This is a genomic window from Streptomyces sp. NPDC051921, from assembly GCF_040680975.1.
GTDB lineage: Bacteria > Actinomycetota > Actinomycetes > Streptomycetales > Streptomycetaceae > Streptomyces.
In genome coordinates this window covers 146,853-160,273 of sequence record NZ_JBFAXU010000013.1, presented here as the reverse complement: position 1 = coordinate 160,273, position 13,421 = coordinate 146,853, and the positions used below count along the sequence as shown (strand labels likewise).

At 73.2% G+C, this 13,421-nt stretch carries 12 protein-coding genes and 1 tRNA gene; 10 read left to right on the top strand and 3 right to left on the bottom strand.

Translation table 11 applies throughout. The features are described 5' to 3' along the window. Window positions 1–57: 57 nt before the first annotated feature. Both AB0M16_RS19170 and AB0M16_RS19165 read right to left on the bottom strand, forming a co-directional pair. Window positions 58–663: an ATP-binding protein gene (locus AB0M16_RS19170; RefSeq protein ID WP_365344286.1), complete on the bottom strand. Its 606-nt coding sequence runs from the start codon at window positions 661–663 to the stop codon at window positions 58–60. Between the two features lie 74 nt (window positions 664–737). Beyond that, window positions 738–1,559, bottom strand: a complete 822-nt coding sequence (locus tag AB0M16_RS19165) for a glycerophosphodiester phosphodiesterase (RefSeq protein ID WP_365344284.1) — start codon at window positions 1,557–1,559, stop codon at window positions 738–740. A gap of 148 nt (window positions 1,560–1,707) precedes the next feature. Between AB0M16_RS19165 and AB0M16_RS19160 the strand changes: the two genes are divergently transcribed. Both AB0M16_RS19160 and AB0M16_RS19155 read left to right on the top strand, forming a co-directional pair. Beyond that, window positions 1,708–3,303 carry a trypsin-like peptidase domain-containing protein gene (locus tag AB0M16_RS19160; RefSeq protein WP_365344282.1) on the top strand — a complete coding sequence of 532 codons (1,596 nt, stop codon included), beginning with the start codon at window positions 1,708–1,710 and terminating at the stop codon, window positions 3,301–3,303. Window positions 3,304–3,392: 89 nt separating this feature from the next. Next, window positions 3,393–3,477: transfer RNA gene (locus AB0M16_RS19155), tRNA-Ser, on the top strand. Window positions 3,478–3,582: 105 nt separating this feature from the next. Here AB0M16_RS19155 and AB0M16_RS19150 read toward each other — a convergent pair. Beyond that, window positions 3,583–4,512 carry a bifunctional DNA primase/polymerase gene (locus AB0M16_RS19150; RefSeq protein ID WP_365344279.1) on the bottom strand — a complete coding sequence of 310 codons (930 nt, stop codon included), beginning with the start codon at window positions 4,510–4,512 and terminating at the stop codon, window positions 3,583–3,585. 361 nt (window positions 4,513–4,873) lie between these two features. On the opposite strand from AB0M16_RS19150, the gene AB0M16_RS19145 reads away from it, so the two are divergent. From AB0M16_RS19145 to AB0M16_RS19110, 8 genes are all read left to right on the top strand, one after another. Continuing rightward, the gene (locus AB0M16_RS19145) at window positions 4,874–5,179 is read left to right on the top strand and encodes a hypothetical protein (protein WP_365344277.1); all 306 of its coding nucleotides are present in this window, start codon (window positions 4,874–4,876) and stop codon (window positions 5,177–5,179) included. A gap of 178 nt (window positions 5,180–5,357) precedes the next feature. Next, window positions 5,358–6,644: an acyl-CoA dehydrogenase family protein gene (locus tag AB0M16_RS19140; protein ID WP_365344274.1), complete on the top strand. Its 1,287-nt coding sequence runs from the start codon at window positions 5,358–5,360 to the stop codon at window positions 6,642–6,644. After that, complete coding sequence (locus AB0M16_RS19135; protein WP_365344272.1) at window positions 6,641–7,729, top strand: bifunctional MaoC family dehydratase N-terminal/OB-fold nucleic acid binding domain-containing protein; 1,089 nt, start codon at window positions 6,641–6,643, stop codon at window positions 7,727–7,729. The genes AB0M16_RS19140 and AB0M16_RS19135 overlap by 4 nt, the downstream gene beginning before the upstream one ends. Window position 7,730: 1 nt before the next feature. Continuing rightward, window positions 7,731–8,822, top strand: coding sequence for an acyl-CoA dehydrogenase family protein (locus tag AB0M16_RS19130; protein WP_365344270.1), 1,092 nt, complete (start codon window positions 7,731–7,733; stop codon window positions 8,820–8,822). Beyond that, window positions 8,819–9,235 (top strand): MaoC family dehydratase, encoded by a 417-nt coding sequence (locus AB0M16_RS19125; protein ID WP_365344268.1) that lies wholly within the window; start codon window positions 8,819–8,821, stop codon window positions 9,233–9,235. The genes AB0M16_RS19130 and AB0M16_RS19125 overlap by 4 nt, the downstream gene beginning before the upstream one ends. Next, window positions 9,232–10,398 carry a lipid-transfer protein gene (locus tag AB0M16_RS19120; RefSeq protein WP_365344266.1) on the top strand — a complete coding sequence of 389 codons (1,167 nt, stop codon included), beginning with the start codon at window positions 9,232–9,234 and terminating at the stop codon, window positions 10,396–10,398. Before AB0M16_RS19125 ends, AB0M16_RS19120 begins: the two co-directional genes overlap by 4 nt. 581 nt (window positions 10,399–10,979) lie before the next feature. Further along, window positions 10,980–11,546, top strand: a complete 567-nt coding sequence (locus tag AB0M16_RS19115; RefSeq protein WP_365344264.1) for a SigE family RNA polymerase sigma factor — start codon at window positions 10,980–10,982, stop codon at window positions 11,544–11,546. A 188-nt stretch (window positions 11,547–11,734) separates the two neighbouring features. Continuing rightward, a complete protein-coding gene (locus tag AB0M16_RS19110) occupies window positions 11,735–13,387 on the top strand; it encodes a long-chain fatty acid--CoA ligase (RefSeq protein ID WP_365344262.1) in 1,653 nt (550 codons plus the stop codon). Window positions 13,388–13,421 lie beyond the last annotated feature (34 nt).

Here is a 13,421-nt window from a genome sequence, read left to right as displayed (position 1 = left end):
GGGGCCGAGGCCGCCGTGTGGGACGCCCCCGGGGGCCGTGGTCGCCGCGGCGGGCCTTCATTCCAGGTCGTCGTACGCGTCCAGGAAGTCGAGGCCCGAGCCACCGCCGACCCGCGCCGCGAAGTCCTCGCGGCGATGGCCCTCGGTGACGACCACCCACACCGTGACCTCGCCCGTCGCGCTGTCCCGTACGCCCCAGTCCTGCGCGAGCGCGCTGATGATGTTCAGCCCGCGACCACCGTGCGCCGTCACCGACGGTGTGGCGGGAACCGGCCTGGTGGGGCCACCGCCGTCCGTCACCTCGACCGTCAGGCAGCCGGCCCCGTCGATGCTCCAGGCCGCCCGTACGTCCCCGTCGCCGACCTCCACGTCGCGCCCCAGCGGCCTGCCGTGCCGGCAGGCGTTGCTCAGCAGTTCCGAAAGGATCAGTACCGCGTCGTCGACGACCGATTCGGCCATCCCGCTGCGGCAGAGCTGCTCCCGCATCCGGTGTCGCGCCTCACCCACGCCCGCAGGGCCATGGGGTACGGCCATGCTCGACGACGTGGGCACCTCCTGTGCCACCACCAACGCCACCCCCGAGACCTCCTTTGCCCCACGCCACGAGGTGAATGCCCCAATGGCCTGGACCGGAAACCGGCCAGTACGACTCCGGTGACGCACTCGTGACGATCGCGTACGTCCCGAACGCGCCGGTGCACACCCCCCCACCCCTGCGGTGGGTGGGGCGCAAGGGGCTAAATGCGGCCCAATTGGGACAGCACCTGCTTCGGCCGGTTCGTGATGATCGCGTTCACGCCGAGCCGCTCGCACAGCTCGACGTCCTCGGCGTCGTCCACGGTCCACACGTGGATCTGGTGCCCGTTCTTCTGGAGCCGGAGGATCACCGCGGGGTGGTGGCGCACGATGCGGACCGACGGGCCGGCGATCCGCGCGCCGGCCGGGAGCCGCCCGTCGCGCAGCCGGGGGCTGACGAACTGGGAGAGGGAGACGGTCGGCAGGGTCGGCGCGGCCGTGGCGATGCGGTGCAGCGAGCGCGCCGAGAAGCTCATGACGCGGACGGGGGAGTCCTCGGGGGCGGCGGGGGCGGCGAGTCCGAAGCGGCCGAGGAGCTGGAGCAGCTTCTCCTCCACCTGCCCGGCCCAGCGGGTGGGGTGCTTGGTCTCGATGGCCAGCTCGATCTTCCGCCCGGCGTCGGCCACGAGCTCCAGGAGGCGTTCGAGGGTGAGGACGGAGGTCGCCCCGGGGTCGCCCCAGTCCGGACTCTCGCGGGCCTCCTCGCGCCCCTTCCACGTGCCGAAGTCGAGGGCGGCCAGATCGGCGAGCTCCAGGGCGGAGACGGCGCCGCGCCCGTTGGAGGTGCGGTCGACGCGGCGGTCGTGGACGCAGACGAGGTGCCCGTCGGCGGTGAGCCGGACGTCGCACTCCAGGGCGTCGGCCCCGTCCTCGATGGCCTTCACGTAGGCGGCCAGGGTGTGCTCGGGAGCGTCCTCGGAGGCTCCGCGGTGGGCGATCACCTGGATCGGGAGGGCGTCCGGTTGCTGCGGTGCGTGGGTCACCGCGTCATGGTACGGCTGTCCGTTATGCCCCAATGTAAGGATTGGGGTGCGGACGCACAGCTCCGGCTTACAGTGGCCTGACGCGCTGTGGGAAAAGCTGGACGCAGCGACCGTGCAGTCTTGTGGACAGGGAACTGAGGAGAGAGCTGTGAGCACCGAGAACGAGGGCGCGGCGGTTCCGGCGGACCGGAGCGCCCCGTCCACCCCTCCCGCGACTCCTCCCACGCCGCCCGCCATGACGGAGCGGAAGGCCGAGCCGGCGCCGGAGACCCAGGAACCGGCGTCGGCGGACGCGGAGACGAAGCCGACCCCGACGCCGCTCTCGGCGGAGCCGGAGACGACGCCGATCCCGTCGTCGACGGAGTCGCCGACAGCGTCGATGCCGTCGGTCCCGGCGTCGGCGGAGCCGCCGACGGCGCCGATGCCGCCGATCCAGGACCCGGCCGCAGCCCAGGCCCCGGCGCATGCCCAGGCCGCCGCCCCGGCCCACACGCCCCCGGCGGCGCACCAGCCCCCTTACCCCTCCCCCGCGCAGCCCTCCGCCGGCGGCTGGCCCCCCGCCCCGCCCGTGGCCCCGGCCTGGGGCGCAGCGGCTGCGCAGCCCGCGCCGGCGGGGCCGCGCAAGCGCACGGGCGGCCTGGTCGCGGCGGTGCTCGCCGCGGCACTGATCGCCGGCGGCGTCGGCGGCGGCATCGGCTACTGGGCGGCGTCGCAGAACGACGAGAACGCGACGAGCTCGACGACGGTCTCCTCGGGTGACTCCCCGGCCTCGTTCAAGCGCGACCCGGGCACGGTGGCGGCGGTGGCGGCGAAGGCGCTGCCGAGCGTCGTGACCATCCAGGCCAAGTCGGGCGGTACGGACGGCGAGGGCGGTACGGGCACGGGCTTCGTCTACGACAAGGAAGGCCACATCGTCACGAACAACCACGTGGTGGCCTCGGCGGCGGAGGGCGGCACGCTCTCCGCGACGTTCTCCGACGGCAAGACGTACGACGCGGAGGTCGTCGGCCGTGCCGAGGGCTATGACGTGGCCGTGCTGAAGCTGAAGAACGCCCCGTCGAATCTGGCGCCGCTGCCGCTGGGCGACTCGGACAAGGTGGCCGTGGGCGACTCGACGATCGCGATCGGGGCGCCGTTCGGCCTGTCCAACACGGTCACGACGGGCATCATCAGCGCCAAGAACCGTCCCGTGGCCTCGGGCGACGGGGGCGGCGGCAAGAACTCGTACATGAGCGCGCTGCAGACGGACGCGTCGATCAACCCGGGCAACTCGGGCGGCCCGCTGCTCAACGCGAGCGGCGCCGTGATCGGCATCAACTCCGCGATCCAGTCGGCGGGCAACGGTTTCGGCCAGACGCAGGCGGGCTCGATCGGCCTCGGCTTCGCCATCCCGGTCAACCAGGCCAAGAACGTCGCCGAGCAGCTGATCAAGACGGGGAAGCCGGTCTACCCGGTCATCGGCGCCACGGTGAACATGCAGGACAAGGGCACCGGCGCCACCATCGCGGAGCAGGGCACCGGCGGCACCCCGTCCGTCACCCCGAACGGCCCCGCGGCCAAGGCCGGCCTGAAGCCCGGCGACGTGATCACCGGCTTCGACGACCACCAGATCGACAGCGGCCCGACCCTCATCAGCGAGATCTGGACCCACAAGCCCGGCGACCAGGTCAAGATCACCTACGAGCGCGACGGCAGGACCGCCACGGCCACGGTCACCCTCGGCGAGCGCACCGGCGACAGCTGACCCAACTCCCCCGTCCCCGGCGCACGAAGCGACCTCCATCCCCCAGCCGGTACGCTGTACCCGCTCCGTCACCGGTGGACCGGAGCGAGGGTGGGTTGCCCGAGCGGCCTAAGGGAACGGTCTTGAAAACCGTCGTGGCGCGAGTCACCGTGGGTTCAAATCCCACACCCACCGCACGACATCAGCGAAGTCGCTGACCAGAAGGGGTGTCCCGACCAGGGGCGCCCCTTCGTTCGTGGGCGTGCCCGGAGCTCGCGTGGGTGGTGTGCCCGGAGCTCGTCACTGCTCCGGGGTCGCCCGCGCCGTGATCGCCGCCGCCGATGTGAGCGTCGCGTCGATCTCCGACTCCGGGAGGCCCGTGTCGAGGGCCGCCGTCGTGAGGGCCGCGAGGAGCGGGGCGTCGGGGCCGTTCTCGTAGGCGCGGCAGGCGGCCCAGAAGAGACGGGTGTTGCGCTGGCCGCGTGGGGAGGCCGCCACGAAGCGGACCAGGCCCTGGCCGTCCGCGGGCGGGCCGGAGGCCGGGCGCCTGTCCGGGTGCTCAGGGGGTCTCGGGGGGTCCGGGCGCATCGGGGGGTCCGGCGGGGAGATCAGGGACAGGAGGGCCTGGGGGCAGGGGGCCGGTGGCAGATCGGCCGTGCCCGGTGCGAGGCGGTAGGTCCCGCGCGGTGTGGCCGAGCCGGGACCGACCAGGTAGCCGCCCGCGCCCCGGATGTCGACGCCGGGGGCCAGGCGGCTCGCCGAGTTCGGGATCACCGTGTCGGGCGGGCCGGTCAGCCAGAGGTGCCGGCCGCCGCCCGGTGTGAGCACCGTGACCGTCGGCGGGACCGTGAAGCGGTGCGCGCGGGCGAGCGCGGCCAGCGCGGCCACCCCGTCCGTCCCGGCCTCCTCCCCCTCGCCCTCCCGCACGTCCAGGTCCACCCCGATCAGGCGGTGCGGCGGGCGCCCGCACGCGATGCCGTACCCCGTCGCCCAGGGCGCCGCCGCGAAGAGCGCCCGCACGGCGGCCGGGTCCGTGGTGGCGTCGTAGACGCCGTGCCCGGGCCGGCCGCACTCGCCGCGGCAGGGCACCGGACGGTGCTCGCCCCGGTGCGGCGAGCGCAGGGCGGGGAGCTTGCTGCGGGACAGCGGAATGACGGGGAGCCCGCGCTCCGCGGCGGTCAGGGCGTGCGCGAGGGCCAGGGCGGCGGTCTGCCGGGCAGAAGCGGCCATGCGCTCATTTTCGTACATGAGTTCGAGCTTGGGAAGGGGGCGGCCGTGGACTTCGGAAGGGAAAAGCGGAGGGGCGGATGGGCTGAAGAACTGCCGAAACGCTTCCCCTCTTGCCTCGTCCGGCCCCCCTTCGTCTCACCGGCCGCGACACGCCTGAGCTGCGGCTTTGCCGAGGTCGAGGTGGTTTATCGACTTGTCCTCACGCTTGAGGGGGAATCATCCGCTCCGGGGTGGTTCGCCGGGGATTCGGTGGGCAACTCTGGACTCGCGACGTCGAGCACAACGACCGAGGCGGTCGGCCAACTGCCCAGGTCACATGCGTAGTTCAGAGCTTCGAGCTTCAGTTCCCGGAGGAACAGACATGGCAAGCATCCGTACCGCCCGCGCTCTCGCCGCTGTCGCCGCCCTGCCCCTCGCCGCCGCGCTCTTCGGTGGGGTGGCCCAGGCCGACAACGGTGGGTTCGCGAACGACGGATCGAATGCGAGCGTGGCCACGATCATCGGCAGCGGTGTCGGCGGCAACAACCTTGGCAACTCGACCACCACGCAGCAGGTGGCGACCGGTTCCGGCGCCTCCAACCAGAACAACACCGCCAGCGTGAACGGCTCCGCCTTCACGCACATCGATCAGGACAACACGGTGGTCAACTTCTCTCCGTGGTGGTAGCCGGCCCGACGGGGGGAGAGACCGCGGGGTGAACGACGGCCCGTGCGGCGGTACTTCGGTACCGGCGCACGGGCCGTCCGCGTCTTCCGGTGACCTTGACAGCCCGTGCTGATCTGACGGACAGTCAGAAACCTTACATGGCAGTCCTGGCAGTCCTGTCCTGACGAGAGGCGTCGCCGTGCACCTCGCCCCGACCGAACGGCAGCTACGGCTGCGCGCCGAGCTCCGCGCGTACTTCCGCGACCTGATGCCCGAAGGGCCCCCGGCCGCCGCCGACACCGCCGCGCAGCGCGCGCTCCTGCGGCGGATAGGCGGCGACGGCATGCTGGGGCTCGGCTGGCCGGAGGAGTACGGCGGGCAGGGCCGCGGCCCCGACGAGCAGTTCGTCTTCTTCGACGAGGCCTACCGCGCCGGTGCCCCCGTCTCGATGGTCACCCTCAACACCGTCGGCCCGACCCTGATGAAGTACGGCACGGACGAGCAGAAGGGCTTCTTCCTGCCGCGCATCCTCCGCGGCGAGACCGTCTTCGCGATCGGCTACAGCGAGCCCGAGGCCGGGACCGACCTGGCCTCCCTCCGTACGAAGGCCGTACGGGACCCGGACGGGAACGCCGTACGGGACGGGGGCGGCGGCAGCCCGGAGGCCGGGACCGACGGTGGCAGCAGCCCGGGCACCGGGACCGACGGCCGCGGCAGCCCGGGTCCCGGGGCCGGCCGCGGCGCCGACTGGCTCGTCGACGGCCAGAAGATCTTCACGTCCAACGCCCACAACGCCGACTGGATCTGGCTCGCCTGCCGCACCGACCCCGAGGCCCCCCGGCACCGGGGCATCTCGATCATCCTCGTCCCCACCGACGCGCCCGGCTTCTCCTGGACGCCCACCGAGACCGTCGGCGGCCTGATGACCACGGCCACCTACTACGACTCCGTCCGCGTCCCCGCCGGCAACCTCGTCGGGCCCGAGAACGGCGGCTGGGGACTCATCACCAACCAGCTCAACCACGAGCGGGTCGCGCTCGCCGCGATCGGGATGCAGGCCGAGGACTTCTACGCGTCGGCGCTCCGCAGCGCCCGTACACCCGATCCGGTGACGGGGAGGCGTCGGATTGACGAGCCGTGGATCCGGATCCGGGCCGCCGAGGCGCATGCCCGTCTGGCGGCGACGCGCCTGCTCAACTGGCGTTTGGTGGGGGACGTGGGGGCCGGTCGGCTCGCCCCCGGGGACGCGAGCGGAGTGAAGTTCGCGGGAACCGAATCGGCGGTCGAGGTGTACCGAATGTGTCAGGAGATCGCGGGCGGGGCCGGACTGGTCCGAGCGGGGTCGCCGGGAGCGTTCGCCGGCGGCGAGCTCGAGCGGATGAACCGGGCCGCCCAGATCAACACCTTCGGGGGAGGGGTGAGCGAGGTGCAGCGCGAGATCGTCGCGACGATGCGGCTCGGCATGAAGGGGAGGGGGCGCCGATGAGCCCCGAGCAGACCGACCGGGTGAGCGCCCCGGCGAGCGGGCAGACCGACCGGGTGAGCGCCCCGGCGAGCGACCCGGTGAGCGCCCCGGTGAGCGCCCCGGCGAGCGAGCCGGTGGGCGAGCCGGTGAAGACCCCCGTGGGCACTCCGGTGAGCGCCCCGGTGAGTGATCCGCTGTACGAGCGGCTGAAGACGTACGAAGGAAGGTCCGCGTCCAACGCCGCCGTCGGCAAGGACCCGGTCAACGAGCCCATGATCCGGCACTGGTGCGAGGCGATGGGCGACGCCAACCCGGCCTACCGAGGGCCGGCGGCCGTCGCGCCGCCCACCATGCTCCAGGCGTGGACCATGGGCGGCCTGTCCGGCCACCCCGACCGCTCCGGGGCGTACGAGGAGCTGTCCGCCCTCCTCGACGAGGCCGGATTCACCTCGATCGTGGCCACCGACTGCGAGCAGGAGTATCTGCGGCCCCTGCGCCCGGGGGACGAGATCACCTTCGCCAACGTCATCGAGTCCGTCTCGCCGCGCAAGACCACGAAGCTCGGCACCGGTCACTTCATCACCACCCGCATGGACGTGCGGGCCGCCGGCGAGCTCGCCGGCACGCACCGCTTCCGCGTCCTCAAGTACGCCCCGGCGGCCAGGGCCCCCAAGCCGGCGCGGGTGGCCGCGCCCCGCAGGCCCCGGCCCGTGATCAACCGCGACAACGCCGGATTCTGGGACGGCGTGGCCGCGCACCGGCTGCTGATCCAGCGGTGCGGCGGCTGCGCGACCCTCCGCTTCCCCTGGCTGCCGGGGTGCAACGCCTGTGGCTCGCGCGAGTGGGACACCGTCGAGGCGAGCGGCGAGGGGAGCGTCTACTCGTACGTGGTGATGCACCACCCGCCCTTCCCCGCCTTCGACCCCCCTTACGCGGTGGGGCTCGTCGAACTGGCCGAGGGAGTGCGGATGATCAGCAACGTCGTCGGGGTGCCGTACGACAAGGTGCGGATCGGGATGCCGGTCAGACTGGAGTTCCTCCGGGTGGACGACGAGCTCGAACTCCCCGTGTTCCGGGCGGAGACCGGCGCCGGAGGGGAGGGCTGACATGGACTTCACCCCCACCGAGGAGCAGCAGGCCGCTCGCGAGCTGGCCGCGCGGATCTTCGGCGACCTCGCCACCCCCGAGCGGCTCGCCGCCGTCGGCGGCGGCAGCGACGCCGAGCTGTGGAAGGCGCTGTGCGCCGCGGGCCTCCCCGAGGCCGTCGAGGAGACCGGACTCCTCGGACTCGTCCTGCTCGCCGAGGAGCAGGGACGTACGACGGCGCAGGTCCCCTTCACGGCGAGCTGCGCGTACGGGCTGCTCGCCGTCGCCCGGCACGGTACGGAGGAGCAGCGCGCCCGGCTGCTGCCCGGGCTCCGGGACGGCACGACGGTGGTCACCGGATGCTTCCCGGCCGCCGAGGGCCAGGGGGCGGTGCGGGCGGCGCCCGGCGGCCGGCTCACCGGCACCGTCCCGTGGGTGCCCTGGCTGAGGGACGCCACGCACGTCCTCGTGCCGGACGAGGACCGGGCCCTGTGGCTGGTGCGCACGGCGGACACCACCGGCCCCGCCGATCCGGTCGAGCTCACCGCCCCCTGGTCCGCCGGCCGCCTCGTCCTCGACGGGACACCGGGTGAACGCCTCGGCGAGGGGACACCGGGTGAACGCCCCGGCGGCCGCGGCGCGGCGGAGGACCCTGCCGGGACGTACGCGGACGTCCTCGCCGCCGCCCGGATCGCCTTCGCCGGCCTTCAGGCGGGCGTCTGCGCCGGTTCGCTGGCCCGCGCGGTCGCGTACACCTCGGTGCGGGAGCAGTTCGGGCGGCCGCTGTCCGCGAACCAGGCGGTGCAGCTGCGCGCCGCGGACGCGCACATGGACACGGAGTCCATCCGGGTCACGGCCTACGAGGCGGCGTGGCGGTACGACCAGGGCCTGCCGGCGGCCGAGCACGCGCTGACGGCCGCGTGGTGGGCCTCCGAGGCGGGCAAGCGGGTCGTGCACGCCGGTCAGCACCTGCACGGCGGCATGGGCGCGGACCTGGACCACCCGGTCCACCGGCACTTCCTGTGGGGGCGCCAGCTCGACGCGTATCTGGGCTGCGGCACGGAACTCCTCGCCGAACTGGGCGATCTGCTCGCGAAGGGAGAGGCGGCATGAGCGGGACCGGACGGTCCGTGCGGGCCGGGGACGAGCTGGCGCCGCTCGTCGTGCCGATCACCCGCACCCTGATCGTCGCCGGGGCGGTCGCCTCCCGCGACTACCAGGACGTGCACCACGACGCCGAGCTGGCCAGGGAGAAGGGCTCCCCGGACATCTTCATGAACATCCTCACCACCAACGGCCTGGTCGGGCGTTACATCACCGACCACTTCGGCCCCCGGGCCGAGCTCCGCAAGGTCGCCATCCGGCTCGGTGCCCCCAACTACCCCGGAGACACGATGACGTTGACCGGCACGGTCACCGAGGTGGACGGCACCGTGGTGCAGGTGCGGGTGATCGGGGCCAACGGCCTGGGCCACCACGTGACCGGCACCGTCACCGTCGCGCTGCCGGGGGAGGGGGAGCGATGAGCGTCCGCACCCGGGACTCGCTCGGCGGCCGGGCCGCCATCGCCGGTATCGGCGCGACCGAGTTCTCCAAGGACTCGGGCCGCAGCGAGCTCACCCTCGCCGTGGAGGCCGTGCACGCGGCGCTCGACGACGCCGGGCTCGTCCCCGCCGACGTCGACGGCCTGGTCACGTTCACGATGGACACCAGCCCGGAGATCACCGTCGCCCAGGCGGCGGGCATGGGTGAGCTGTCCTTCTTCTCCCGCGTCCACTTCGGCGGTGGCGCCGCCTGCGCCACCGTCCAGCAGGCCGCGCTGGCCGTCGCCACCGGGATCGCCGAAGTCGTCGTCTGCTACCGGGCGTTCAACGAGCGCTCGGGGCGCCGCTTCGGCTCCGGGGTGCAGCAGCGCGAGCCGTCAGCGGAGGGCGCCGCGCTCGGCTGGCAGCTGCCGTTCGGGCTGCTCACGCCGGCCTCGTGGGTCGCCATGATCGCCCAGCGCTATCTGCACGCGTACGGGCTGACCCCGGACGCGTTCGGGCACGTCGCGGTCACGGACCGGCGGTACGCGGCCACCAACCCGGCCGCGTACTTCTACGGCAAGCCGATCACGCTCGCCGACCACGCCGCCTCCCGCTGGATCGCCGAGCCGCTGCGGCTGCTCGACTGCTGCCAGGAGACCGACGGCGGCCAGGCGATCGTCGTCACCTCCGTCGAGCGGGCCCGTGACCTGCGCCGCCCGCCCGCGGTGGTCCTGGCCGCCGCCCAGGGAGCCGGGCGCAACCAGGAGGCGATGACCAGCTTCTACCGGGACGGTCTGACCGGGCTGCCGGAGATGGGCGTGGTGGCCCGTCAGCTCTGGCGCACCTCGGGGCTCGCGGCCGGCGACATCGACGTGGGCATCCTCTACGACCACTTCACCCCGTTCGTGCTGATGCAGCTGGAGGAGTTCGGCTTCTGCGGTAAGGGCGAGGCGGCGGACTTCGTGGCGGCGGACACGCTGCCGCTGAACACCCACGGGGGCCAGCTGGGAGAGGCGTATCTGCACGGCATGAACGGGATCGCGGAGGCGGTCCGACAGCTGCGCGGCACGTCCGTGAACCAGATACCCGGGGCGGCCAGGACCCTGGTCACGGCGGGCACCGGGGTTCCCACGTCCGGGTTGGTCCTGGGCGCGGACGGCTGACGATCCGGCCCCGACGGTGGCCGCACGGGGGCTCACGGGCCCTCCGGGCCCGGTCCTTCGCCGGGAAGGCGTTCGGCACGTGCGAGCGCCGTCGCCGGCGGTGCTGCGGGCCTGGCGGGCGTCGCCGTGCCGGGCCGTCGGGGTGTGCTCCGCGGACCGTGGCCGGGGGTGCCGGGTGCCGGGTGCCGGGTGCCGGGTGCCGGGTGCCGGGTGCCGCGGGAGCTGACGCCCGGGTGGAGGGCCTCGGCGCACGCGCCGGGCCGGCCGATGCTGCGGTCGGTGCGGTCGGCGGATGGTGACCGACCGCAGCGCCGTCGACGCACCGTCGCCCGCATCGGAGGGGGCGGATGCGGCGGTCGGCGGATGACCGACCGCAGCGCCGTCGACGCCCCCGTCGCCCGCATCGGAGGGGCGTGGTCCCGCCCGGCCGCGCCCCGGTCCGTCCCCGGACCCTGACGAGAGGCGCCCGCCCCTCCACCTTCAGGAGGTGCAGACATCCCCACCCCTACAACCTGAGGGGGATCGCGGTTCGGGACCTGGGGCCGATCCCCGGGGCGGTCGCCCGCTCATAGCGTGGAGCCATGACTCCGCCACCCTCTGGCCCCGTCTGCGCCGGCGCCTCCAAGGCCGCGAACGGCCGGGCGCCGCTCGCCTCGTACCCGACGTTCACCTCGTACGTGCGGGCCCGTGGCCCCGTCCTCCTGCGCACCGCGCGCTCGCTGACCGCGAACCCGTCGGACGCCGAGGACCTGCTCCAGACCGCGCTCACCAAGACCTTCATGGCCTGGGAGCGCATCGAGGACCACCGTGCCCTGGACGGTTACGTCCGGCGGGCGCTGCTGAACACCCGCACGTCGCAGTGGCGCAAGCGCAAGGTCGACGAGTACGCCTGCGAGGAGCTGCCGGAGCCGGTCGGGCTCCCGGAGCCGGACCCGGCGGAGCGGCAGGTGCTGCACGACGCGATGTGGCGTGCGGTGATGAAGCTCCCCGACCGCCAGCGGGCGATGGTCGTCCTCAGGTATTACGAGGACCTCAGCGAGGCGCAGACCGCCGAGGTGCTCGGCGTCTCCGTCGGGACGGTCAAGAGCGCCGTCTCCCGGGCGCTGGGCAAGCTCCGCGAGGACCCGGAGCTGTCCCCCGTACGGTGACCCGTTTCGCCCCCGGATGCGCCGCCGACCCGGGGCCCGGCCCCGCCGCAGCGGAAGTTACCCTCAGTTACGCCAGTCATCACTGGCAATTGGCTACTCCCGGGTAGTGACATACCGCCTGGTACGTGCGCAGAATCTCCCCACCCCCACATCACCTACTGCCGCGTAGCGCCCACCGGGAGGACGCCGTGCTGAGCACCATGCAGGACGTACCACTGACCGTGACCCGCATCCTGGAGCACGGGACGAGGATCCACGGGAAGTCGACCATCACCACCTGGACCGGAGAGGCCGAGCCGCAGCGCCGCACCTTCGCGGAGGCGGGCGCCCGGGCCGGACAGCTGGCCAACGCCCTGCGCGACGAACTCGGGGTCACCGCCGACGAGCGCGTGGCGACCCTCATGTGGAACAACGCCGAGCACGTCGAGGCGTACTTCGCGATCCCCTCGATGGGCGCGGTCATCCACACCCTGAACCTCCGCCTGCCCGCCGAGCAGCTGGCCTGGATCGTCAACCACGCCGCCGACCGGGTGGTCATCGTCAACGGTTCGCTGCTCCCCCTCCTCGCCCCGCTGCTGCCGCACCTGCCGACCGTCGAGCACGTCGTCGTGACCGGCCCCGGCGACCGCTCCGTCCTGGAGGGCGTCGCGCCCCGCGTGCACGACTACGAGGAGCTCATCGCCGGCCGCCCCGCCACGTACGACTGGCCCGAGCTGGACGAGCGCTCCGCCGCCGCCATGTGCTACACCTCCGGCACCACCGGCGACCCCAAGGGCGTCGTCTACTCCCACCGCTCCATCTACCTGCACAGCATGCAGGTCAACATGGCCGAGTCGATGGGCCTCACCGACAAGGACACGACCCTTGTCGTCGTGCCGCAGTTCCACGTGCTCGCCTGGGGTCTGCCGCACGCCACCTTCATGACCGGCATCAACATGCTGATGCCGGACCGTTTCCTCCAGCCGGCCCCGCTCGCCGAGATGATCGAGCGCGAGAAGCCGACCCACGCCGCCGCCGTCCCCACCATCTGGCAGGGCCTGCTCGCCGAGGTCCTGGCCCGCCCCCGCGACCTGACCTCCATGGCCCAGGTCACCATCGGCGGCGCCGCCTGTCCGCCCTCCCTCATGGAGGCGTACGACAAGCTCGGTGTCCGCCTCTGTCACGCCTGGGGCATGACGGAGACCTCCCCGCTCGGCACCATGGCCCACCCGCCGGCCGGTCTGACCGTCGAGGAGGAGTGGCCGTACCGCATCACCCAGGGGCGTTTCCCGACCGGCGTCGAGGCCCGCCTGGTCGGCCCCGCCGGCGAGATCCTGCCCTGGGACGGCGAGTCGGCGGGCGAGCTGGAGGTCCGCGGCAACTGGATCGCCGGCGCGTACTACGGCGGCGCCGGGGGCGAGGCCTTCCGTCCCGAGGACAAGTTCAGCGCGGACGGCTGGCTCAAGACCGGCGACGTCGGCGTCATCAGCACCGAGGGCTACCTCACCCTCACCGACCGCGCCAAGGACGTCATCAAGTCCGGCGGCGAGTGGATCTCCTCGGTCGAGCTGGAGAACGCGCTCATGGGCCACCCGGCCGTCGCCGAGGCCGCCGTCGTCGCCGTCCCCGACGAGAAGTGGGGCGAGCGTCCGCTCGCGACCGTCGTCCTCAAGGAGGGCGCGAGCGCGGACTACGCCGAGCTGCGCGCCTTCCTCGCCGCCGAGGGCGGCATCGCCCGCTGGCAGCTCCCGGAGCGCTGGGCGATCGTGCCGGCGGTCCCGAAGACGAGCGTCGGGAAGTTCGACAAGAAGGTGATCCGCAAGCAGTACGCGGAGGGCGAGCTGGACGTCACCCAGCTGTAGCCGTACGGGAGGACGGCACCGACCGGCACCCCGA